This window comes from Streptomyces sp. NPDC091376 (assembly GCF_044757085.1).
GTDB lineage: Bacteria > Actinomycetota > Actinomycetes > Streptomycetales > Streptomycetaceae > Streptomyces > Streptomyces pratisoli.
On sequence record NZ_JBIVUF010000004.1, the window covers coordinates 417997 to 441481 of the forward strand.

16 protein-coding genes are annotated in these 23485 nt (G+C 73.6%); 15 read left to right on the top strand and 1 reads right to left on the bottom strand.

What is annotated here, in order from left to right; translation table 11 throughout:
- Window positions 1-14: 14 nt before the first annotated feature.
- The 14 genes from ACIQMR_RS11985 to ACIQMR_RS12050 all read left to right on the top strand — a co-directional run bounded on the left by ACIQMR_RS11985 (window position 15) and on the right by ACIQMR_RS12050 (window position 18490).
- Complete coding sequence (locus ACIQMR_RS11985; RefSeq protein ID WP_401385270.1) at window positions 15-1460, top strand: glyceraldehyde-3-phosphate dehydrogenase; 1446 nt, start codon at window positions 15-17, stop codon at window positions 1458-1460.
- 394 nt (window positions 1461-1854) lie between these two features.
- On the top strand, window positions 1855-2610 hold the full coding sequence (locus tag ACIQMR_RS11990) for a cupin (RefSeq protein ID WP_401385271.1): 756 nt from the start codon (window positions 1855-1857) through the stop codon (window positions 2608-2610).
- A gap of 166 nt (window positions 2611-2776) precedes the next feature.
- Complete coding sequence (locus ACIQMR_RS11995) at window positions 2777-3055, top strand: hypothetical protein (RefSeq protein WP_401385272.1); 279 nt, start codon at window positions 2777-2779, stop codon at window positions 3053-3055.
- Window positions 3056-3206: 151 nt separating this feature from the next.
- Window positions 3207-3503, top strand: coding sequence for a hypothetical protein (locus ACIQMR_RS12000; RefSeq protein ID WP_401385273.1), 297 nt, complete (start codon window positions 3207-3209; stop codon window positions 3501-3503).
- Between the two features lie 4 nt (window positions 3504-3507).
- On the top strand, window positions 3508-4305 hold the full coding sequence (locus ACIQMR_RS12005) for a hypothetical protein (protein ID WP_401385274.1): 798 nt from the start codon (window positions 3508-3510) through the stop codon (window positions 4303-4305).
- Window positions 4306-4307: 2 nt separating this feature from the next.
- A complete protein-coding gene (locus ACIQMR_RS12010; RefSeq protein ID WP_401385275.1) occupies window positions 4308-5390 on the top strand; it encodes a hypothetical protein in 1083 nt (360 codons plus the stop codon).
- 30 nt (window positions 5391-5420) lie between these two features.
- Window positions 5421-6908, top strand: coding sequence for an SCO6880 family protein (locus ACIQMR_RS12015; protein WP_401385276.1), 1488 nt, complete (start codon window positions 5421-5423; stop codon window positions 6906-6908).
- A 110-nt stretch (window positions 6909-7018) separates the two neighbouring features.
- Window positions 7019-8545 (top strand): ATP/GTP-binding protein, encoded by a 1527-nt coding sequence (locus tag ACIQMR_RS12020; RefSeq protein WP_401385341.1) that lies wholly within the window; start codon window positions 7019-7021, stop codon window positions 8543-8545.
- Window positions 8546-8573: 28 nt separating this feature from the next.
- Window positions 8574-10349 carry a type IV secretory system conjugative DNA transfer family protein gene (locus ACIQMR_RS12025; protein WP_401385277.1) on the top strand — a complete coding sequence of 592 codons (1776 nt, stop codon included), beginning with the start codon at window positions 8574-8576 and terminating at the stop codon, window positions 10347-10349.
- On the top strand, window positions 10346-10735 hold the full coding sequence (locus ACIQMR_RS12030) for a DUF4913 domain-containing protein (protein ID WP_401385278.1): 390 nt from the start codon (window positions 10346-10348) through the stop codon (window positions 10733-10735). Before ACIQMR_RS12025 ends, ACIQMR_RS12030 begins: the two co-directional genes overlap by 4 nt.
- 26 nt (window positions 10736-10761) lie before the next feature.
- Window positions 10762-11925: a hypothetical protein gene (locus ACIQMR_RS12035; RefSeq protein ID WP_401385279.1), complete on the top strand. Its 1164-nt coding sequence runs from the start codon at window positions 10762-10764 to the stop codon at window positions 11923-11925.
- 89 nt (window positions 11926-12014) lie between these two features.
- A complete protein-coding gene (locus ACIQMR_RS12040; protein WP_401385280.1) occupies window positions 12015-14897 on the top strand; it encodes an AAA family ATPase in 2883 nt (960 codons plus the stop codon).
- Between the two features lie 1493 nt (window positions 14898-16390).
- Complete coding sequence (locus tag ACIQMR_RS12045; RefSeq protein WP_401385281.1) at window positions 16391-17755, top strand: hypothetical protein; 1365 nt, start codon at window positions 16391-16393, stop codon at window positions 17753-17755.
- A gap of 240 nt (window positions 17756-17995) precedes the next feature.
- The gene (locus tag ACIQMR_RS12050) at window positions 17996-18490 is read left to right on the top strand and encodes an ATP-binding protein (RefSeq protein ID WP_401385282.1); all 495 of its coding nucleotides are present in this window, start codon (window positions 17996-17998) and stop codon (window positions 18488-18490) included.
- 307 nt (window positions 18491-18797) lie between these two features.
- Here ACIQMR_RS12050 and ACIQMR_RS12055 read toward each other — a convergent pair whose 3' ends face one another.
- Window positions 18798-19958, bottom strand: a complete 1161-nt coding sequence (locus tag ACIQMR_RS12055) for an ATP-binding protein (protein WP_401385283.1) — start codon at window positions 19956-19958, stop codon at window positions 18798-18800.
- 918 nt (window positions 19959-20876) lie between these two features.
- Between ACIQMR_RS12055 and ACIQMR_RS12060 the strand changes: the two genes are divergently transcribed.
- A complete protein-coding gene (locus ACIQMR_RS12060) occupies window positions 20877-23459 on the top strand; it encodes a LuxR C-terminal-related transcriptional regulator (protein ID WP_401385284.1) in 2583 nt (860 codons plus the stop codon).
- Window positions 23460-23485 lie beyond the last annotated feature (26 nt).

A 23485-nucleotide genomic window follows, 5' to 3' on the forward strand; every position in this document is an offset into this window, starting at 1 on the left:
CGAAAGATAAACCTGTGACTGTCAATGACGACTCGTTCACCAATTGGAAGAACCGCGAGGAGATCGCGGAGTCGATGATCCCGATCATCGGGAAGCTGCACCGGGAGCGGGACGTCACCGTCCTCCTCCACAGCCGCTCCTTGGTGAACAAGTCGGTGGTCAGCATCCTCAAGACCCACCGATTCGCCCGGCAGATCGCCGGCGAGGAGCTCTCGGTCACCGAGACGTTCCCGTTCCTGCAGGCTCTCACCACGCTCGATCTCGGCCCCTCCCAGATCGACCTCGGCATGCTCGCCGCGACGTACCGGGCCGACGACCGCGGTCTCTCGGTGGAGGAGTTCACCGCCGGGGCCGTCGCCGGCGCCACGGGTGCCAACAAGATCGAGCGCTGCGAGCCGCGCGACGTCGTCCTCTACGGATTCGGCCGCATCGGCCGCCTCGTCGCCCGCCTCCTCATCGAGAAGGCCGGCTCGGGCAACGGTCTGCGCCTGCGCGCCATCGTCGTCCGCCGCGGTGGCGAGCAGGACATCGTCAAGCGCGCCTCGCTGCTGCGCCGCGACTCCATCCACGGCCAGTTCCAGGGCACGATCACCGTCGACGAGGCCAACGGCACGATCATCGCCAACGGCAACGAGATCAAGGTGATCTACGCGGGCGACCCGTCGGAGGTCGACTACACGGCGTACGGCATCAAGGACGCCATCCTCATCGACAACACCGGCAAGTGGCGCGACCGCGAGGGCCTGTCGAAGCACCTCCGCCCCGGCATCGACAAGGTCGTGCTGACCGCGCCCGGCAAGGGCGACGTCCCCAACATCGTGCACGGCGTCAACCACGACATGATCAAGCCGGACGAGCAGATCCTGTCCTGCGCCTCCTGCACCACGAACGCGATCGTGCCGCCGCTGAAGGCGATGGCGGACGAGTACGGCGTTCTGCGCGGCCACGTGGAGACCGTCCACTCGTTCACCAACGACCAGAACCTGCTGGACAACTACCACAAGGCCGACCGGCGCGGCCGCTCCGCGCCGCTCAACATGGTCATCACCGAGACCGGCGCCGCCTCCGCCGTCGCCAAGGCGCTGCCCGAGCTCAAGGCCCCGATCACCGGCAGCTCGATCCGCGTCCCGGTGCCGGATGTCTCGATCGCGATCCTCAGCCTGCGTCTCGGTCGCGAGACCACCCGCGAGGAGGTCCTCGACTACCTCCGCGACGTGTCGCTGACCTCGCCGCTCAAGCGCCAGATCGACTTCACCACCGCCCCCGACGCGGTGTCGAGCGACTTCATGGGCTCGCGCCACGCCTCGATCGTCGACGCCGGCGCCACCAAGGTCGACGGGGACAACGCGATCCTCTACCTGTGGTACGACAACGAGTTCGGCTACTCCTGCCAGGTCATCCGCGTCGTCCAGCACGTCTCGGGCGTGGAGTACCCCACCTTCCCCGCTCCGGTGCTCTGATCCAGGTGCTCTGATCCAGGTGCTCTGATCCCGGTGGTCCGGACCCGACGGTCCGGCCCCGGCGGGCTCTTTGGCCCGGCGTCGCGACGCCGGCCGGGCGGCGGTGGAGGCGGCAACCGAATCCGACAGGCATTCGGTTGCCGCCCACCGCCTCCGTCGAGCCCCGGCCGCCTCCGCCGGGCCTCCATCGCCAGCGTCCGGCCGCGCACCGCGCGACCGGCACCTTGGCGGACTGTGCCGACGGCCCTGCCGAATCGATTCGACGATCGACGCACGGGGGCTTGTCGTGACATTCGCACGACACCTAGGCTGCCTCGCAGCAAGCGCTTTCCCGCCACGCGAGGAGCCGCTTCGCGTACCGCTACCGCGTCACCTCGCAGCTGGAGGGACTGACATGGCGAGCCTGCCGCACCTTGCGCATCCGCTGCCGGGAGCCGTGGGCCTGTCGCACCTCAGCGCCTATGAATGGGAGGCCGCCGACGGGGCGTGCGGCGGCAGCCCGCATCTGCATCTCGTGTGCACGGAGGCGTACGTCGTCACGGGCGGCCGGGGCGCCGTCCAGACCCTCAGCCCCGACGGCTACCGCGACACCCCTCTGGCGCCGGGTTCGGTGGCGTGGTTCACGCCCGGCACCGTGCACCGCATGGTGCAGGGCGGCGGACTGCGCATCACCGTGCTGATGCAGAACAGCGGACTGCCGGAGGCCGGGGACGCCGTCTTCACCTTCCCGCCCGACGTGCTCGCCGACCCCGAGCGGTACGCGGCCGCGGCATCCCTCCCCGCGCGGACCGGCCCGGAGGCGGCGACCGCCGCCCGTAAGCGCCGCGACCTGGCCGTCGAGGGGTATCTGCCGCTGCGCGAGGCGCTCATGGCCGGCGACAACGGCCCCTATGTCGAGTTCCAGCAGGCCGCCGCGCGCCTCGTCAGGGACCGGGTCCCCGCCTGGCGTGAGCTGTGGCGGGCGGGCGCGCTGGCCACGGCGGAGCGCACCGGGGCCCAGCTCACGGCCCTGGAAGCGGGTGACCCCGGCTATCTCGCCGACGCCCGTTCGTACGACACCGAGCCGACCCGGCACGGCGGTTACGGAATGTGCGGCCGCCGTGAGGAGTACGAACTGCCGGGCACCACGCTCCCGTATCACGGCGAGTAGCGCCTTCAGGACGTCACCGTCCGAGCTCCACGGCGGCGCGGAGCCGTAGCGGCACGCCGGGGACCGGCCCGGTCGCCCCCCTGTATCCGCACTCCGGAGCCAACTCGATATTTCTACGAGGCTCCCCGCCCCCGTGGCGCACTAGCGTCGCGCCATCGGCTCCGGCGTGAGAAAGAGGTACGAGGTGTCCCATGCGGCGCGGTGGTCCGAAGCTTCGCTGGCGGCGGAGACCTTCACCGACACGGCCGAGGCGGCCAGGCTCCTCGAACTCCTCGTCTGGTGCGGTGCGGCGGCGGGGGTGGCCGGGGTCGTCGTCGTGGGAACACACCTTGCTCTCGCGCTGCGCAGGGGACAGGCGGTCGCGCAACTGGGTTCGCTCGGATGGGTGCTCGCGGCCTGTGTAGTCGTCGCCACCGCGGCGCCGCTCGTGAACGCGCTTCTCTGAAGTCCCGCAAGTCCCGCAAGTCCCAGGAACCCCGGAGCCCGGAAGTCCCAGGAATCCCAGGAACTCCGGGAGCCCCAGGACTTCCAAGGATCCGGGAACTCCGGATGCGCGACCTGCGCCCCCTCCGCCCCCACCCATCCCAGGAGAATCGGTGAGATCAGCATTACTGGCGCTTGCGGCGAGATCCCAGGATCCGTCCCGGGACATTCCCCAGCCCACCCCCAGTGCCCCGGTGGCCCTGGAAGAGAAGATCGAGCTCCTTCTCGGCGTACTCGCCTGGGTCGGGACGACGGCCGGTGTCGTCGGCGTACTGGTGACCGGCATCATGATGGCGGTCTCCCACCGCAGGGGCGAGCTGTCGGAGCACATGAGCCGGCTCGCGACCGTGCTCGTCGGCTGCGGACTGGTCTCCGTCGCCGGCCCGCTCGTCACCTTCGTCTTCGGGTGAGCCGGTGAAGTGGCAGCGCCCGCCCCGTTCGTACGGCTCCGGGCACCGAGCGGAGAGCGGCGCCGGGGAACGGCCGTACTGGAAGACGCGTGACTGGATGCTGTCGGCGGGGTTCCTCTCCGCCGTCGTACTGATCGCGGTGGCGACGCGGGCGGGAGACCCGGACCGCGGTGCGTCCGGCGGCCCCTTGGCCGGGCAGCCGCCCCGCGTCGCCGCCCCGCTCAGCTCGGACGTTCCCGACCCCACGGCCGACGGCGAAGGGGGCGAAGTCGGCGAAGAGAACGAGGAACCGGACGGGGATGCCGACGCTCCGCGCCCGCCCGACGACCTGCGGTGGGAGGCCGTCGGCAGGACGCTGGTGCCCGTGTCGGACTCGGTCGGCCCGACCCGCGGGGACGGGGGAGTCCGCGCCGGTTTCGCGCACAGCCCCATGGGCGCGGTCCTGGCCGCGCACGTCGTCTCCGCGGCGCTCGGGCAGGACACCTGGCGGGAGACGGCCCGGCTCCAGATGCTTCCCGGGCCCAACCGGGACGTCTTCGTACGGGAGCGTGTCGCCGCCGGGGACCCGCCGGGGCAGGGGCCTCCGGCGTCCTACGCCGGGTTCTCCGTGCTCCACTACACGGCCGAGGAGGCCACCGTCCACCTCCTCATCAGGCTGCCCGAGGGCGGATACACCGCCACCTCCCTGTCCATGGCCTGGCAGGACGGCGACTGGAAGCTCGCGCCCCGCTCCGACGGATCACTCACCTCGCCGTTCATCGCCGTCCTGTCCTCCGACGGCTTCGCCCTCTGGAGGGGCTGAACATGCCATCCGTCACCTGCTTCTTCTCCCCGGTGGACTGCGCCCGCGAGATCACCACCTCCCTCGCGGAGACCATCCTGGAACAGATCGCCCTGGCCATCGGCGACGCGGCGCAGGAGGCCATCAAGGCGCTCTACGGGCTGTGGCTCGAAGTCCCCTCGGACGGGGGCGGGATCGCGGTCGGAGCCGTCGGCGAGCAGACGGCGTGGATCGTCGGATACGCGGCGGTGGCCTCGCTCGTCGTCGCGGCGATCCGGGTGGCTCTGGACCGGCGCGGCGAACCGGCGAAGCAGACGCTGAAAGGCATGCTGCGGCTCGTTCTCGTGACGGGCGCGGGCACCTATACGGCCACGCTCCTCGCGCAACTGTCCGACAACTACGCCCGCTACCTCTTCGCCAGGTCCGACCTGGGCACGAACATGAAGGAGCTCCTCGGCGCGACGACGCTCCTGGCACCCGTACTGGTGCTCCTCCTCGCCCTGCTGGTCCTGCTCGCCACCGTCGTGCAGGTGGTGCTCACGTACATCCGCCTGGGCGTGATGGTCACCCTGATCGCCACGCTGCCGCTGGCCGCGGCGGCCTCCATGACCGCCTGGGGCGACGGCTGGTGGAAGCGCCATGTCGGCTGGCTGATCGGGTGGATGCTCTACAAACCGGCGGCGGCGCTGATCCTCTTCTCGGCCACCAGCCTCACGGCGGACGGGGCGCCGGTCCACCAGAAGATCGCCGGGGTGAGCATGCTGGTCCTCTCGGTGTTCGCGCTCCCCGCCCTGCTCAAGCTCGTCGTCCCGGCCACCTCGGCGCTCGGCGACGCCTCCGGCGGACAGGTCGTGATGGGTGCGGCCAGCTCGGTCGCGTACGGATCCTCCGCCCTGGCGGGCGGGTTCGGCGCGGGAGCGGGCCCCGGCGGGGGAGGCGGTGCCGGGCCCGACGCCGGCCCGACCGGTGCCAGGCCCGCCGCCGCGGCGGCCGCCGCGGCGTCCCCTGCCGCGGCTCTGCCGATCGCGCTGCAGACCGGCACCCGCGTGGTGACGGACGTGATGTCCTCCCTCGGCGACCACGACGGCACCCGCGGCCACAACTGACTCCCCGGCCCCCGGAGAGGTGAGAAACCCATGTCACAAACCGTCGCAGCCCGTCCCACGTACGGCAATTGGCGACTGCCCAGACGCCCGGGCGTCGGCCCGCTCGGTCCCGTCGGCACCGTCGGCGCGTTCGTCGGGCTCGTCCTCGTCCTGCTCGCCTCGCTCAGTTCCCTATACGCGGCGCTCGTGACGCTCGTCGCGGTTCTGGTGCCGATCCTGCCGCTCGCCGTGCGGACCCGCGACGGGCGCAGCCTCTACCAGCTCGCCGCCGTCCGGATCGGGTGGGCCCTGCGCACCTCGTCCGGCTCGCACACGTATGTGTCGGGGCCGCTGTCGAACCGTCCCGACGGCCGGTTCAGCCCGCCCGGCCTGCTGGCCGGGGTCAGGGCCCTCGACGGCAGGGACACCCGCAACCGGCCCTTCGGAGTGCTGTGCCACGGCCGGGACCGCTACACGGTCGTGCTGGCCTGCGAACCGAACGGCGGCACGCTCGTCGACCCCGACCAGGTCGACCTGTGGGTCGCCGCCTGGGGGCAGTGGCTGGCCCGGCTGGGTCTCGAACCCGGCCTGCACGGCGCGTCCGTGGTGGTCGACACCGCCCCCGACACCGGCGTCCGCCTCGCGCACGAGGTGCTGCCACGCATCACGCCGCACGCGCCCCCGGCCGCCCGGGCCGTGATGGAGGAACTGGTACGACAGCACTGCTCGGCGTCGTACTCGACCAGCACCTACATCGCCCTCACCTTCGGCCCGGTGGGCCGCCGACGCGGGACGCGGCACATGGTCGACGATCTCGCCGTCAGGATGAAGGGACTCGTCGCCGGCCTCGCGGAGTCGGGTGGCGGCGCGGCCCACCCGCTGTCGGCCGAGCGGATCGCCGAAGTGGTCCGCGTCGCCTACGACCCGGCGGCCGCCGCCCAGTTGCCCGAGGCGGCCACCCGTCCCGGCGGCAGCGGACTGCGGTGGGACGACGCCGGTCCCTCGGCCGCCGTGGAGTCGGTGTCCTCGTACGCGCACGACTCGGGGGTGTCGCGCACCTGGATGCTCACGGAGGCGCCGCGCGGGACCGTGCACTCCGGGGTGTTACGGAGCCTGCTGGAGCCGGTGCCCGGGGTGCGCCGCAAGCGGGTCGCCCTGCTGTACCGGCCGATCGACCAGGCACTCTCGGCCAGGATCGTGGAGGCCGACCGCCGTGCCGCGCATTTCACGGCGAGCGCCGGGTGGGGCATGGTGCGCGCCCGGGCGTCCGCCGAGGTCCGGGCGGCCGAGCAGGTGGCCGCGGAGGAGGCGGCGGGCGCCGGGCTCGTGGAGTTCTCCATGCTGCTGACCGTGACCGTCGACACGGTGCCGGACCTGCCCGAAGCCGCCCTGGCGGTGGCCGGGATGCAGACGGGCTCCCGGCTGTCGATGCGTCCCGCCGACCGGATGCAGGCCGCGGCCTTCGCCTGCTCGCTGCCGGTCGGCATCCTTCCGTGGGAGCACACCCTCGTACCGTTCCGGCTGCGGGAGGCGCTGTGACCGGACCCAGGCACGCGGGCCGGCACCGGCGCGGACCGGTCGGGGACCCGGCGGACCGCTTCCCCCCGCACCGGGCGGCCACGCCGGGACCGGCCGACGCGGGCACCAACATGGCGGGACCGGCCGACGCGGGCGCCGCCACGCCGGCGGCCGGGCCGGGGCGCCGCGGCTGGCCCGGGCCGGCCGGCGGGCGGGTCGGGCACGTCGACCCGCCGGCGATGTGGCGTGCCACCACCGTGCAGGCGTGCGGGCTCTGGCCCTTCGTCACCGGGTCCGGCGCCCCGCTGACGGGCGTCCCGCTGGGGCACCATCTCCAGACCGGGGCCACCGTCTGCGGAGACCCCATCTCCTGGTTCACCCGCGCCCGTTACCTCTCCAACCCGTCCGTCTTCGTCCTCGGCATGCCGGGCCTGGGCAAGTCGACCCTGGTCAATCGCATGCTCATCGGTCTCACCGCCGCCGGGGTCGTACCCCTGGTGCTGGGCGACCTCAAGCCCGACTACGCCGACACCGTACGGGCGCTGGGCGGCCAGGTCGTCCGGGTGGGCCGTGGCGTCGGCGCGATCAACGTGCTCGACCCGGGGGCGATGGGCCGGGCCGCGGCCGCGATCGGCGGCCAGGCGGGACACGCCCTGGCGGCCGAGGCCCACGGCCGGGTGCTCAACATGCTGGCCGCCCTGCTCGCCCTGGTCCGCGGATACCCGGTGCACGACCACGAGTTCTCGGTGCTCTCCGCGGCACTCCGGCTGCTCGCCCCCGCGGCGGGCACCGGACGGCCACCGCACCTGGGCGATCTGCTCACCCTGCTCGGCGAGGCCCCGGAGCCGCTGCGGGCCGCGGCGTTCGACCGCGGCGACGACCGCAGGTACCACGACGCCGTGGAACCGCTGCAGCGCTCACTGCTCGGCATCCTCGACGGGCCCCTCGGCGACACGTTCGCCGCGCGTACCTCGCACCCCGTCGATCTGCGGGCACCGGCCGTGTGCGTGGACGTCTCCGGGATCGGAGAGGCCGACGACCGGCTCACCGCCGCGGTGATGCTCGCCGTGTGGTCGGACGGTCTGGGGGCGGTCGCCGCCGCACACGCCCTGGCGGATGCCGGACGCGCCCCCAAACGCTGGTACTTCGCCGTCCTGGACGAGCTGTGGCGTCCCCTGCGCGCCGCCCCCGGGATCGTCGACCGCATCGACGCCCTCACCCGGCTCAACCGGGCCCTCGGCCTGGGCCACGCCATGATCACCCACACCCTGAAGGACGTCGAGGCGCTGCATCGTGACGCCGACCGCGCCAAGGCGAGGGGGTTCGTGGAGCGCGCGGGCATGGTCGCGTGCGCCGGTCTCCCGGCGAACGAACTGTACGACCTCGAAGGCATCGTGGGCCTGTCCCGGCAGGAGATCGACCTCGTCTCCTCCTGGTCCTCCCCGCCCGGCTGGGAGTCCGCCGGGCAACAGGGCGAGCCGCCGGGGCGCGGCAGGTTCCTCATCAAGGTGGGCGGCCGGCCCGGCATCCCGCTCCAGGTCACCCTCACCGAGACCGAGCGCCGGCTGCACCGCACCGCCGGACGCCGGCCCCCCGAACCCTCCACCGCTCCGGCGGCCCGTAACGGAACGGGGGACCTGGCGGGGTGGCAGCCGTGAGCCGGCGCGCTCGCACGAGGAGGACGCGATGACGTTGCCGCGCCGCACCGAGCCGCGGGACGGCCGGGAGGCGACGGCCTGGGTCGTGTGCGGGCTGTTCGCGACGGCCTGGGCCGCCTTCAGCTGCGTATGGCTCGCAGGGTCCGTCACCGCCGCGCTGCTCGGCCCCGGGTGGGACCCGCCACCGTACGGCCCGGGCAGCGCCGTCGCACTGATCGACCGCGGGCCCACCGCCCTGTGGCCGCATGTACCGCCGGGTGTCACCGCGACGGGTGCCCTGGCCGCGCTCGCCCTGGCCGCGGTCCCGGCCGTCCTCCTCGTACGACGCCTGCTGAGGGTGCTCGCGCGAACACCCGGCCTGGCCGGCCCGCGGGAGCTGGCCCCCCTCCTGCCGAAGGGCGCCGCCGCGCGCGCCCGGGCCCTGCGCCCCTCGCTCCGCGGGATACGCGACCTGGATCCCGACGACCGGGGAAACCTGCTCGGCGATCTGGCACCCGGCGGCCCCGAACTGCGCTCCTCCTACGAGGACGTGGAACTCCACCTCATGGCCCCGCGCTCGGGCAAGACGACCGGCATCGCCGTGCCGCGCGTCCTGCGCGCACCCGGCCCGGTGGTGCTGACCTCCAACAAGGCGGACGTGTACACCGTCACCCGGCGAGCCCGCCGCGAACTCGGCACCGTCTGGACGTTCGACCCCCAGGGCATCGCGCACACCGAACGCGGAATGTGGTGGGACATGCTGGCCCAGGCCGCCACCATCGAGGGCGCCCGCCGGCTCGCCGGGCACTTCGTCGCGGCCGTCAACGACGACGCCGGACAGCGGGACTTCTGGATCAGCGCCGCGCACAACACCCTCACCGCCCTCTTCCACGCCGCGGCCCGGGCCGGCCGGCAGGTGCCCGACGTCCTGGCCTGGCTGTCCGACCCCGGCGACCGCACCCCCGTCGACCTGCTGCGCGACGCCGGGATGGACGCCCTCGCCGACCAGCTGGACGGCACGGTCCGCGGAGCCGTGGAGACCCGTGACGGCATCTACGAGACGGCCCGCCAGTGCCTGGCCTGCCTGCTGGACCCGCAGGTCGCGGCCTGGGTGACCCCCGACCCGGGCGTGCCGCGATTCCGGCCGGAGGCACACGCGCTGCGCCTGGACACGCTCTACCTGCTGTCCAAGGACGGAGGCGGATCGGCGGCCGGGATCATCGCGGCCGCGGCCGACGCGGCGCTGCGTGCCGCGGTCGAGGAGGCCGAGCGCATGGGCGGCCGGCTCGACCCGCCCATGACCGCCGTCCTCGACGAGGCCGCGAACGTGTGCCGCATCGCCGATCTGCCCGACCTGTACAGCCATCTCGGCTCGCGCGGCGTCAACGTCGTGACCCTGCTGCAGAGTTACCGGCAGGGCAGCCGGGTGTGGGGCGAGGCCGGCATGGACGCCCTGTGGGGCGCCTCCACGGTCAAGCTGCTCGGTCCCGGGATGGACGACGCGGACTTCGCCGAGCGGATCTCCAGACTCGTGGGCGACTACGACGCCGGGACCGTCGCGTACACCGACGGCGGCGCGGGCGGACACTCGCGCTCCCTCTCGTACCGGCCGCAGCGCATCCTGCCCGTCGAACGGATCCGGGCACTGCCGAAGGGCTCCGCACTCCTGTTCGTCACCGGGGTCCGGCCCGCCCTGATCAGGCTCAGGCCCTGGTACCGGGAGCCGGGCGCCGAGGCCGTCGGGGCGGCCGCCAAGGCGGAGGAGGCCGCCATCGCCGAGCGGGCGGCTCTGAATCGGACACCGGGAGGAGTCGAACGCGTATGACCGGCGACGCGGCACCGGGCGCCGGGTCCGGGCCCTTCATCCTCTGCCTGGACGGGCCCGCGTACGAGGCGGCCATGGACGGCCTCGTGGTCTGGGTGCACGACCTGCTGCTTCCGGTCTACGCCCGCGAGATCACCACCAACGCCCCCTGGTGCCCGCGCTGGTGGGAGCACCACGAAGCCGTGGCCCTGCTCTACGGGCTGTGGATGTCCTGGCAGGAACACACCGCGGCGGCCGCCGGGATGAGCGGCCCCGCCCTGTGGCACCGCGACTTCCTCCACCCCTGCATGGCCGCGCTGCGCGACCCGTCCGGCACCTTCGCCGGCTGCCGGCGCGGCAGCCACCGGGCCACGTCACCACCGCCGGCGGACCCCTACCCCGGCTGACACCCACACAGAAAGGACCACCCGCCATGCACCGGCAGAGCAGAACGGACGCATTCGTCCAGGAGGTCATGGGACGTTACGCGGACCGGAGCGTGCGCGACCTCGCCGACAAGGACAGCCGCCCCGCGGTCTCCCTGGGGACCGAGAAGGGCGTACCCGTCATCCAGGTCTACGAGGCCCAGGGCAGCAGTCGCGTCCAGGGCGTCCACAACGTGAAGCCCGGAGGCATCCGGAAGGCGGGAGGGAGCTTCGCCAGGACAGCCGACAACCCCTACCCGGGCCAGGTCCCCCTCCACAACGGCGAGATACGGACCAACGGCGGCGATCAGCCGCTCACGTACCTCAACGCGACGGGACGCATGTCGGCGTACGGCACCCAGGACCAGCTCAAGCGGACCTTCGAGGAGCTGAGGGGCACCGGCATCCTGATCCGGGAAGACGCACAGGACCTCACCGAACAGGAGCAGACCAGCCAGTTCACGGTGGCCGTACGCCCCGTCCGGTGGACGGAGGCCGGAAAGGTCCCGGCGCGCTTCATCCCCGGCATGGGGGACGTCTACACCCAGGTGGCCACCACGGTCGTGCGGGGCGTGGCCGGTGACATCGGAGGCGGTTTCGGCGGACCGGCCCAGGACGCCGTCGACGTCGCGGGAGACATCGTCACCGGCGCGATGGAGCACGCCGAAGGACGCAAGGGGCCGAAGACCGGCCACGGCAAGGCGGTCTACGGATCCGAACTGAGGGCGCTCGCCGAGAACTACGCCGAGTGGGAGGTGGCGATGGTCCCGGGCGCGATGAACCCCTTCGCCGGGGAGCCGCTCGCCGCCTCCCACACCTGGTCCGACATGCCGACGAGCCCGGTGCGCACCTCCGCCGGCGACCGTATGACGTGGGCCGAGCAGCGGGTCGTGTCGGTCGACGCCGTCGCGCAGGTCGCGACGAACAGGCTGATCCCGCAGGTCCTCGACCAGGCGGCGCGCATCTCGCCGTCGGCCGGCCACGGACCGGCGAACGGTCTCGTGGCGAACGCCGCCCGCTCGGCGTCCCCCGGGGCACCGCCCCCGCAGCCCGGACCGCCGCAGCCCGGACCGCCGCAGCCCGGAGCCCGGCAGCCGGGGCCGGGCGGTCCCGGCTCCGGCGCCGTCCACACCGGCCTGCCGCGACTGGCGACAGGTGGTCCCGGTCTGTGACCCACGGCGGACCCGGCACGTTCCGGCCGAGGGCTTAAGCTGTCTGCCTCCTGACCGCTCGTTCAGCGTCAGCAGGCAAGGGGGGAACAGTGCGCCGGGACGGAATCGATGGCGCGGGCGGACTTCCCTTCGTCGGGCGCCGCCCCCAACTCGCGCTCATGGGCGCGGAAGCCGCCCTGTCCGCCGCCGGCCGGCCGCGGGTCGTTCTCCTCGAAGGACCGCCGGGGGCCGGCAAGCGCCGGCTCGTCGAGCACTTCACCGGCGCCCTGCGTGACCACCGCGTGCTCGTCGTCCGTGGTTCGGAGACGGCGCGGGACCGGCCGTACGCCACGCTGGCCCAGCTCCTCGGGCAGCTTCCGCCGGCCGTCGCCGGGCGGCTTCCGCTGCTGAGCACCGGGGTCTTCTCGCCGGTGTCCCCGATCGCCGTGAACACCGAGTTGATGTCGGCGCTCGGCGAACTGGCCGCCACCGCACCCCTGGTACTCGTCCTGGAGGAGGCCCACACCGCGGACGAACGGTCCCTGGACGTCGTGGCCTCCATGACGCGCCGTCTCACGGACCAGCGCATCCTGACGATCGTCGTGGCCGCCACCTCTGCCGCCGGCCCGGCCGCCGCCGACGACCTCGGCTTCGCCGCCGACCTGAGGATCACCCTCGGCGGCCTCGACGCCGGCGAACTCGGTGAACTGGCGGTGGCGGCCGGGTCGGACGCGCCCGCCGACCGTGCCGGGCGCTGGCTGCACGCCCGCACCGGCGGCAACGCCCTGCACGCGACGCTGCTCCTGCGGCCGCGGCCGCCACGGATCGACGACACGGCCGACGAGCCGCAGGCGACCGGTGCCACCCCGGCACCGGCCCCGTCGCCCGCCCTCGCCGCCACGGTGGCGGCACGACTGGCCGGACTCCCCGGTGAATCACGCCTGTTGCTGGAAGGACTGGCCGTGCTCGGCGGCCGGGTGTCGCTGCTGCGGCTCGGCCGGCTCGTGGCCGTGAGCGACCCGGCCGGCGCCCTGGACCCGCTGCTGCGTGCGGGGCTCGTCAGATGGTGGCCGGGCGAGCCCGTCACGGACGTCGCCCCCGGTCACGAACTGCTGCGCGACCTCGTGTACGAAGGGCTCGCCCCGGACCGCAGGCGCCGGCTGCACTCCCGCGCGGTCGCCCTCGTGGACGCCGGCGACGCCTGGGCCCACCGCGTCGCCGCGGCCGACGGACCCGACACGTCCCTGGCCGCCGAACTGGCCGCGGCGGCCCGCGAGGAGAGCGCACTCGGACGGCTGGCCACGGCCGCCGCGTACCTGTCCTGGGCCGCCGACCTCGCGGACGGCAGGGAGGAGCGCGAGCGGCACCTCATCGGCGTGGTCCGCCTCAAGTTCTGGGCCGGCGAAGGCCACCTGGTGGGCCGCTACCGCGACCTCGTCGCCGCCGCCGGGCCCACCGCCCGCCGGCACGAGGTACTGGGGCTGCTGGCCTTCGCCCAGGGGCGCGTGGTGCAGGCCCGCCGGCACCTCACCCTGGCCCAGGACACGGCGGCCACCGACGGCACCGGACCACTGGCGGCCGGACGCATGATCGTCGAACTCGGCTGGGTCACGGCCGTGCTCGGCCTCGGCGAGGAGACCGTGCGCGCCGCACGGGACGCCCTCGCCGCCCTGCGCTCGGCCGACGACTCGCACCTGACCGTGCTGGTGCGCGACACGGCCGCCGCGGCACGCTCGCTCGACGCGTACGGGCACGCCCTCGCCTCCGGCGCCGAGGCCGGCCTGGAGCGACTGGCCTATCTCCCGGCCGACGCCGACCAGGCGGACGAGGCCGACGTCTTCGGCCTCACCTTCCGCGGCATGCTGAACTGCCTGGCCGGGCGGGTGTCCGTGGCAGCCTCCGAACTGTCCACCGTCGTACGCCGCTCCCGCCCCGGCACGTTCCAGGTCCTCGGCCTCGCGGGGTATGTGCACCTCATCGTCTGCCACATGCTGCGCGGTTCCTGGGACCGGGCCGAGACCGAGACCGAGACCGCGCTCAGTGCCGTCGAGGCCCACGGCCACGCGATCGACCACGCCGTACTGCACTCGCTCGCCGCGGCACTGGCCGCCGGCCGCGGCTGCGACGACAGTGCTCAGCGGCACCTCGCCCTCGCCGACGCCCGGTCGGTGTCCCTGGACTACCGGGGGCCCGAGTTCTACCTGGCGCTCGCCCGGGCCCTGGCGGCACGCGCCCGCGACGACGCCGAAGGGGTGCTCGCCGCGCTGGCCGGCGTCGTGGACGCGGCACGCCGGGGCAACGACTGCTGCCGGCTGTACTCCCTGTGGTGGTTGCCCTTCTTCGTCGACTCCGCCGTGTCCGCGGGCCGGGTGGACCAGGCACGGGCCCTGCTCGACGAGTTCCACCCCGTCCCGGCGTCCGCTCAAGGGCCGGGAGCCGGCACCGGGACCGGCGGGCTGGAGCTCGTACGACTCTGGCTGACGGCACGGGTCCATGAGGGCGAAGGAGCGCACACGGCCGCGGCTGCCGCGTACGCCCGCGCGGCCGAGACCGCGGCGGCCGGCGCCGACATCCCCTTCTACCGTGGCCTGATGGAACAGTGCCACGGCCGTTTCCTGCTCGGCCGGGGCCGGCACCGCTCAGGCGTACGGGAACTGTCGAAATCGGCGGCGACCTTCGCCGCCATGGGCGCACCCGCCTTCGAGCGGGCGAGCACCGCCGACCTGGCGAAGGCCAGGACCCGCACGACGACCACGTCCCCGGACGCCGCGGCCCTCACGACCCTGACCACGCGCGAGTCCGACGTCGCCCGGGGCGTCGCCCTGGGCCGCACCAACCGGGAGATCGCCGAAGCGCTCACCATCAGCGTGAAGACGGTCGAGTACCACCTGGCCCGCATCTTCGCGAAGCTCGCCGTGCGCGACCGGCGGGAGTTGCGTGACCTGGTCCAGCGCACGGCCCGGTCCGGCACGGGGGCACCTCGCCACACCTGAGGAGGGTCCCCGCCCTCGGCCGCCCGTGCCCCGGGGCCGGTCCGTGGAGCCGTGGCCCCTCAGATCCTTCCAGTCGTCGCCCCGCCGACCGTGCCGGTTCGTACCCGTTCCTCCCCGAGGGTCGTGTGCCGGGCGACCTGCGGTAACTGGAAACTCCTCCCAGTCGCCGCGCGCCGCCCCGCGGACATGATGGCTCGCGGCGGGGCCGGGGACATCACGAACGCGCAGTCCGGATGCTCCCCGGCCCCACGGACGGACTTCGGAGGTCGTGACGTTGAGACGCTGGTGTGCATCCCCGGCCGCGTCGGGTTCACCGGTCGAGGCCACGGTGTGCTCCGGCCACGCTGTGCTCCCCGGCCGGGGCAGGCGCGGAGAAGGCCGTCAGGGGCAAGGACATCGCGTTCCTCGGCAACGGCGGATCCCGGCAGGCGGCGGGCGACCCGCGGGAGAAGCGCTGGTACGGCCTCACCTGCGCGGCGCCGGAGCGACACGGTGTCAACGCCCGCGATCAGGGCCTGGCGAACGCGCTCGGCGGGAGGGACGACGAGAGCGACGGCACGGACCACTGCCGGGCCGGGGCGGCGCCACCGCGGCGACGCCCAAGGGTGTGGACGGCGAGTACGACGACTGAGGCACGGGCGGCGATCCGCACCAGGCGGCAGAGGACGGGCCGAATACCGGCTCGGGTCCGGCGCGAGGACACCGTGCGCGAGAACACCGACGAGGACGCGCGGCGGCGCCTGCCGCCGCCCGGATTCCGCCCGGATTCGCCCGGCGACCGGGCCGGGGGCAGGACCGGCGGCGGCACCACCCGGCCGGCGGGCAAGGAGCCGGCAGGAGCACGCCGCCGCGCGTCGGCGCGGCGCGCGCGAACCGCGGCGCGGTCACACCGTGGCCGAAGGCCCGGCGGCCCGTACGCGACGGCTGTGCCCGCTCGCCTCCGGGGTCCCGCAACGGCCGCGCCCCGCAGCGGCGACGAGGAGCGGGCCGAAGAGCGGCACGTCAGCCCGCCGGGGGCGGACGCCGCTGCGGGACCACGGTGGCTCGGCCTGTCCGTTGGCCCTCGTCGCGGCCCCGAGTCCGCCGGGCGACGCGTTCCTCATCGTCGGCGACGTCGTGAACCTGCCCGACCGAGCGGTCGTCGTCGGCCTGTCGGCCTGCGACGGCCCGGGTGCGGGCGTCCGCGCCTTCGGCCTGCCGATGAGCGCGGTACCCACGCCGTCCCGGCGTCGTCGGGGGCACCGGCGTGCGGTGCGGCGCAGGGAGCGGTGCGGCGAGCAGTCGTCGGCGTCGAGATCCGCACCCTCACCGGCGACGGGCCCAACCACCGTGGCCGGGACGGCGCTCGGCGGCAGATCGTCGAAGGGGTGCAGATCCGATCGTCGAAGGGGCGCAGATCCTGGCCGCGGTGAGGGCCGATCAGCCGGCCGGGCGACCGGACACCCCCCTATGGCTGTGCCGTCGGCAACACCGGGCACGGGAAGCGGAGAGACATGCGTATCGGGGTCAGGCTGACCGGCACATCGGCGCGCGGCGCCCTCGTGGACGGCGGAACCGTCCTCAACTCGGGATCGTCACTGCCCGTCGGGCTCGCCACCGGTGCGCTGAGCGGCCTGCTGCGGACACTCGCGGCCGCGGCCCCGACCGGGGTCTCCTCGGTCACCTGGGACGTCACGACCGTACTCAAGGAGGCGCTGGCGCAGCCGGTGGGCCGGGCGATACCCCCGGCGCTGCGGGCCGGTCCGGTGGCCGCACTGCGGGTGCTGCCGCGGCCGCCGGACTCCCCTGCGCCCGGCGGTCACCCTTCCCCGCTGGTGCGGTCGCTCGTCACCTGGCGCTCCACGGTGCGGGGCGGGCACGACCTGTTCGGCAACGAGCTGGCCGCACTCGACCTCAAGGCGGCGGAGCGGGCCGCCAGAGCGGTCAGGGACCTTGGTCTGAGGACCGTCGCCCTGACCGCGACGGGCACGCGTGCCATTCACGAGGAGGTCGTGGCCTCCCGGCTGCTGGAGACGTGTCCCGAGCTTCGGCTGTGCCTCTCGCACGAGGCCGGAGGGCTCGGACTCCTCGAACGGGAGGCGACCACCGTCGTCAACGCCGCCCTGCTCGACGTGGCCGAGGGCCTGATCACGATCTGCGGACAGGCCACCGACGCGCTCGGCCCCCGGGTCTCCTGCTGGTTCGCCACCGGCGACGGCGGCCGGGTGTCCGCGAAGCGACTGCGCTGGATGCCGGTGGTCGGCCTGGCCGCGACGCCCGCGACGGCACTCATCGGCGCGGCCGTCCTGGCCGGTACCCCGAACGCCGCCGTGGCGCTCGTCGAGGCGTCGCACATCGGCGTCGGAGAGGTCCGCGACGGCCTGCCCCAGGTGGCCTCGGACCTGCCGAAGAGCGTCGGCGTACGGACCGTCGACCCGCAGCCGGTACTCACGCTCGGCGCGGTCGACACCGCACCCGCCGTCGGCGCCCTCCTCGCCGGGAACACGGGGCGGGGCAAGGGCGTGGTCGCCGCGTACAACGCCGGAGGCAACGCCGTGGCCGAGGCGATGGCCCGCAGCGGCGGCAGTGGGCTCACCCTCGTACGGCCGGAGGCGGACATCGCGGCGGTGGGCGCCGCCTGCACCGAGCCCAGCGCCTGGCTCGATCTGCTCGTCCGTGCCGACACCCCGCAGCAGCTGGAGACGGAGCAGCTGTACGCGGAGAGGCGCGCGCTCGGCATGGTGGCGGCCAACGGGGCGCAGCCGGGCAGCGAGCGGATCGCCGGATCGGTGGCCACCCGGGTGGGGTTCCCGCGCCGCAGGCTCTACCGGCTGCAGGTACGGGCGAGCAGCCGCACCACGAAGGAGGGGACGTCGTGACACCGGGGGAGACCCGCCGTGCCCGGGAGCCGAGGCGTCCTCCGAGCCGGTGCGCGCGCACGGCCCGGTACGGACGACGGGCCCGGTACGGACGACGGGCCCGGACGCGCCCCCTTCCGACGCCATGGGCGCGGCGGACGACGCCGTCGGGTCTCCTTCGCCCCGCACGCCGAACTGCTCCTGTCGGGGCCCGAGTTCGCCCTTCACCGCCGGCCGTGGATTCGCGAGACGCATCGTCGGATGCGTCCTGACTGGAGGCGACAAGCCGTGCACGTTCCCGAAGGGGACCGCCCGTCCCCAGCAGCAGAACACACCCTCACCGACAGCGGACGGGACGTCGTGTTCAGGCTCCCGGCGAAGCGCGCGGCGGCCTCCCTGGCCCGGGAGAGGATAGGACATGTCATGCAACGCTGGGCACTCGACGGCGAGTTGCGCGACAACGTGCTGCTCGTGGCCTCTGAACTCACCGCCAACGCCGTCGAGCACGGTACGTCCGACGGTGGGAACGTCCTCGTCGCCATGACGCTCGGCGCCACGCTGCGCGTCGAGGTGACCGACGGCGACTTCCTCCGCAAGCCGGCGCTGAGCGTGCCGGGGATGCACGCCGACCGCGGGCGGGGACTGTTACTCACCGACGCTCTCACCACGGCGTGGGGCGTCACGCTGTATCCGCCGCTGGGCAAGGTCGTCTGGGCGGACTTCGCACTGCCGGAGAGTACCGGCCGGATACCGTGAGCCTCCACCCGCGAGAGCACTTCGGGCGGCGTTCCGGGACGCGTGAGTCCCGTCGTGAGTCCCCACCTCGTGGCCTCGTACCCGAGTTCATCTCCCGTGGGCGGGAAGCGGCCGCCGTGGCCATCGGCATCGGGATGTCGGTCGTCCTGTTCCGCCCCCTCACGGCCACGCTCCGCGCCGAGACCGTGTGCCCCGACTGCCTCACCTCCGCGTTCCGTTCCTGACCAGCTGCTGCCCAGCAGGGGCGCTGCCTTTACTACGTGTCCCGGGGGTTGTCGTGCAACCGGCGAGGGCGGTCTGCTGTCGCTCAGGCCTGGCAGGTGCCCTGGATCCGGCCGAAGACGGCCGAGGCATGCTCCGGGTGCCCATCCAGCCACGTCCCGAGGTGTTCCTGGACGGCCTGTCCCACGCAGGTCCGCACTGGTGGGTTACCCAACACACCGCGGGTGGGGCCCTTGAACTCGGGATGGTCCAGCTTCACCGACACCACGGCTGTCAAGCCCTCGCCGAACTGATCGGCGCGAAGCCCGGGGTCCGTTGGTTTCAGCAGCAGCCGCTCACGCGCGTACGCAGTGACCGCGGCCGCCACCCCGTCGCGGAAACCCAGCTCGTGCGTGCCTCCGATGGTGGGCCGGCTGTTGGCGAAGCCACGAACCCGCTCCTCATGGGAGCCGCACCAACGCAAGGCCACCTCCACCACCCCCGCCATCCGCGGGTCCTCAAGCTCGAAGGCGACGGTCTCCGTGGGGGCGTGCGCCGCCATCTCGGTGTCGAGGAAGGCGACGAAGTCCCGGGCCCCGCCCGGGAATCGGAACCGGGCCGACCGGGACTCGCCCGGCCGGCGCCGGTCGATGAGCGAGATATCCAAGGCCCGGTTCAGAAAGGCCAGCTCCCTGAAGCGCTCCGCCAGGGCGTCGAACGAGAACTCTGCGGCTTCGAAGATGTCGGCGTCGGGCCAGAAGACGATGACGGTCCCGCAGCCGGTCGCCGTTTCCGCCTCACTGAGCGGGCTGACGGCCACACTACGCGCGTACTCCTGGGCCCACCGGATTCCCGCGCGGCGCACCTCGGCCGTCATCCGGCGCGACAAGGCGTTGACGACGAAGGGCCCCACGCCGCAGAAGCCGAGCGGCACGGCGTGGCGGCCGCCGGGTCCCGCCGCAGTCTGCATGGTGGTCAGCAGGGCTTCGAGCTCCGGACCACCGGTGCCCTGCGCCTCGCCGACGGGGACTCCCGGCCCGTCGTCGGCGACACGCACGCCGCCGTCGGGCGTGAGAGTGACCTCGACGGAGCCGGCACGGCCTGCCAGCACCTCGTTCACCGCCCGGTCGGCGACCTCGAACACCATATTGTGCAGACCGCGTTCACTCGTCGAGCCGACGTACATCCCGGGCCGCTTACGGACGGCTTCCCACCCCTCCAACACCCGGATGTGGCTGGCGTCGTATCTGGTGGTTTCCTCACTCACGATGTCCCCTCCCACCGGTGTCCCGCAGAACTTCTCAGCCTAGGCGAATCCCAAGAAAGCACCAGTTCAGAGCCATTTCATCGAGAGGTTGGCCGGGCGAGTGAGCGCCTGCCTGGAGCTGGGCGGCCCGGGGGTTGGGAACTGCGGTTAAAGCGCCGCCGATGGGTCTCCGAGGCCGCGTACGCCCCCATCCTCGTCGGCGGCCAAGTCCCCGGTTCCACTACATGGCATGCCCGAGCGGAACGCCCGTCCGCCTGTTTCACCACCGCTGCCCGGGGCCGATGACCATGAGTTTCACCTCAAGGCGAAGGCGAGACCGTCCCCGCCTTCAGCCGAGACGTGATCGCGAATTCTCTCTCCAGGTCACCCGGACCTCGCTGAGCGTTCCTTCGTCCAACTCCGTGACCCGGGCACGCGCCATGGCTGCGGACGGTGTCCGGTTCGCTGTCCACCTAGGGGAACCTTCGAGTTACCCCTGCGTACGGGACTGCTCCCAGCGACCGCATTCGGCCCGAGCCGGTCCACCGCAGGGCGTGGGGAACTAGCGAGTCTCACCAGTGCCCCGGGCTTCAACGGCGGCGAGCATAGGGCGCGTCGAAAGCGGCCGTGCACTCCGCTGCGACTCCCCGCGCAGTGGGGCGGGGACGGCCGGGCGCCGACGCCACCTCCGCAGGGACCCCCCGTTCCCGACGAAGGACGTCGGCGCTCGCGACCGAACGACCGCAGGTCCGACGGCGGCTCCCGCCGAGCACGCCCGCCGGACCACCGCGGAGGCGACGAGGCACCTTCCGCGTCACCGCTCCTCGCCGCCCCCAGCCACCCCGCCCGAACGGAGCGCAGATGCCCATCCACCCGGACGCCTATCCGTGCGGTGGTCCCGGAGGGCCCTGCTTATGGGTGTGCCCGTCGTTCTCGGGAATGGACGCGCTGCTGTTCCGGGCCGGACCGGGAACGGCCGGCAACTCCCGAAGCCCCGTACCGCACTTCGTGCTCGCCGTGACCACCACCGCCGAGGTCCGGAACTGGCGGTCCGGCGAGCCCGAGGGCGAGCTGGCGGGCCTCCTGGCCACGGTCCGCCGACTGCTGCGGGGCACCGACCCCCACGGCCCCGCGGAGACCGAGGAGTCCTATCCCTGTGGACGCCTCGGCGCCCAGCTCACCCTCGTCGTGCAGCGGCTCCCCGGCGACGTGCTGCTGGGCACCGCCCTGCGCGGTCGGCAACCCGCGGCCGCGGGGCACGACGAGGACCTCCTCGACGAACTGCCCCCGGACAGCCGCCGTCTCGTCCAGGCCCTCGCCGTTCTCGGGGGCCCCGTCTCCTACGCCCGCCTCGGCACCCTGCTGAAGAACCCCGACGACCTGGCCCGGATCCTGCAGCCCGCGCTCGACGCACGCTTGGTGCGCTGGCACGCCCGCAGCGGCGCCGCGACCGCCGAGGAGCGGCTGAGGCCGCAGATCACGGCCGGGATGTCGCCCGCCGAACGGCTCGCCGCCCACGCCTGGGCCCAGCACTGGTCGCACGGCGCGGACAACCTCCTGCACCGGGCCGCCGCCGCGCGGCACCCCCTGCCCGGCCTCGCCGACGAGCTGGAGCAGGAGGCGTACTCGCTCGGCCGCGTGGGCCACTTCGCGAACGCGGCGCGCCTGCTGAGGCACGCCGCCGACCTGTCGTCCGACGCCACGACGGCCGCCAGGCGGCAGCTGGACTCGGTGGAGTTCCGGCTGCGCGCCCACCACACCCGTGCGGCACGCCGGGAGCTGGACTCCATCCGCCGTCAACCGCCGTCCGCCCGCCATCTGTTGCTCGCCGGCAGGCTCAGTGTGCTCGAAGGCGACCTGCGCCAGGGCCTGGCCCGGCTCGCCGAGGCCCATGAGCACGCCGCGGCCGACGATCTGCGGGCCGAGTCCGAAGGGCGGACGAACACCGGCTCGGCCGGGCGGGCGGCTCTCTGGCTCGCCCAGGCCAGATGGCTGGCGGGGCTGCCGTCCGATCTGATCCGGCCCCTGCTGAAGGAGTACGCCTCCTCCGCCACGGAGTTCTCGTCCTCCGCCTCCGCGGACGACGCCATCGCCAAGATGTCTGCGGCCGAGGGCCCCTTGACCAAGACCCTTTCGGCCGACGAGCAGTGCGCCGACGCCCCTTCTGCCGACGAGCTCGATCCCAACGATCCCTCCCCGCAGGACCTTTCCACGCAGGACCTCTCCCCGCAGGACCTCTCCCCGCAGGACCTGTCTACGCAGCATCCCTCGACGCCGGACCTCTCCGAGAAGGACCTGTCCGCCCAGGACCCCTCCGAGAAGGACTCCTACTGGGCCGGACTGCACACGTGGCTGGAGACCGTGCTGACCGCCCGCGACGAAGGACCCGCCGTGGCGCTGGGCATCGCGGGCACCGGCTCCCGCTCCGGGGGCCCGGCCGCCCCGGTGCGCCGGCGCACGCTGCTGACCGAGGCGTGGCTGTCGCTGGAGGCCGGTGAACTCGACCGCTGCGAGCGGGCCCTGCACAACGCGCTGGACCTGGAGGCGGGCTCCCCGGACTCGGCTCCCACCGGACTCCCGCACATGCTGCTCGGCCATCTGCACTGGCTGCGCGGGGACTGGTCGCTCGCCCAGCTCTACGCACGCATGGCCACCCGCTCCGCCACGGGCCTGTGGCGGCCCACAGCCGCCCCCCTCGGCGAACTCATCGCGGCCTCACGGGGGCAGATGCCGGCACTGGAGAAGCGTCTGCCGGGATCCCACCAGCGCACGGCCCTGTCCGGCTGGCTCGCCGGATTCGCCCGGGTCGTGGGCGCGGTGGAGGCGGGTGACACAGGCCGTGCCGCACGCGTGATCGGCGCCTCCCTCCACACCGCCGAACCGCCGGAGCAGACCGTCCCCCTGATGACCTGGCGCGACATCGAGCTCCTGCGGGCGGCGGCACTCGTGGCGAACGACGCCGCCATGGAACGCGCCCGTGCCGGCCTGCGGCGGCTGCACGCCACGACCGGGACACCCTGGTCGGGCCTGTTCGGGTCCTGGGGCGAGGCCCTGGTGGCGGCCCACGCGGGCAACCGAGAGGAAGCACTGGACCGCTACCGGGACGCGGAGGACCACGCGGACCGGCTGCCGTCGGAGGTCCCCTGGTACCACGCGCGACTGCTCGCCGACCACGCGGCACTGCTGGCGAGCACCGGCAAACGCAGAGCGGCGCTGGATCGCTACCGCAGCGCCCACGAGACCGCCTCCCGGCTGGAGGCCCATCCCCTGCTCGCCCGCTGCGCCGAGGGGCTGGCCGGTTTACGGCTGCCCCGCTCGGCCCGCGGCTACCGGCTGACACAGCGGGAGAGCGACGTGGCCCGGCTCGTCGCCTCGGGGCTGACCAACAAGGAGACGGCCACCCGGCTGTTCGTCACCCCGGCGTCCATCGCCTTCCACCTCAGCAACATCTACGCCAAGACGGGTGTGCACAACAGGTACGAGCTGCGCACCTGGTGGCAGTCCCTCGACGAAACCATCTGAGCGCGCACGGTGACAACGGACGGAGA

Excerpts from the sequence above, each read along its gene's own strand:
- ACIQMR_RS11990 (WP_401385271.1), top strand. The coding sequence starts at position 1,855 with ATGGCGAGCCTGCCGCACCTTGCGCATCCGCTGCCGGGAGCCGTGGGC.
- ACIQMR_RS12050 (WP_401385282.1), top strand. The coding sequence starts at position 17,996 with ATGCGTCCTGACTGGAGGCGACAAGCCGTGCACGTTCCCGAAGGGGAC.
- ACIQMR_RS12010 (WP_401385275.1), top strand. The coding sequence starts at position 4,308 with ATGCCATCCGTCACCTGCTTCTTCTCCCCGGTGGACTGCGCCCGCGAG.
- ACIQMR_RS12035 (WP_401385279.1), top strand. The coding sequence starts at position 10,762 with ATGCACCGGCAGAGCAGAACGGACGCATTCGTCCAGGAGGTCATGGGA.
- ACIQMR_RS12025 (WP_401385277.1), top strand. The coding sequence starts at position 8,574 with ATGACGTTGCCGCGCCGCACCGAGCCGCGGGACGGCCGGGAGGCGACG.
- ACIQMR_RS12030 (WP_401385278.1), top strand. The coding sequence starts at position 10,346 with ATGACCGGCGACGCGGCACCGGGCGCCGGGTCCGGGCCCTTCATCCTC.
- ACIQMR_RS12020 (WP_401385341.1), top strand. The coding sequence starts at position 7,019 with ATGGCGGGACCGGCCGACGCGGGCGCCGCCACGCCGGCGGCCGGGCCG.
- ACIQMR_RS12015 (WP_401385276.1), top strand. The coding sequence starts at position 5,421 with ATGTCACAAACCGTCGCAGCCCGTCCCACGTACGGCAATTGGCGACTG.
- ACIQMR_RS12060 (WP_401385284.1), top strand. The coding sequence starts at position 20,877 with ATGGACGCGCTGCTGTTCCGGGCCGGACCGGGAACGGCCGGCAACTCC.
- ACIQMR_RS12045 (WP_401385281.1), top strand. The coding sequence starts at position 16,391 with ATGCGTATCGGGGTCAGGCTGACCGGCACATCGGCGCGCGGCGCCCTC.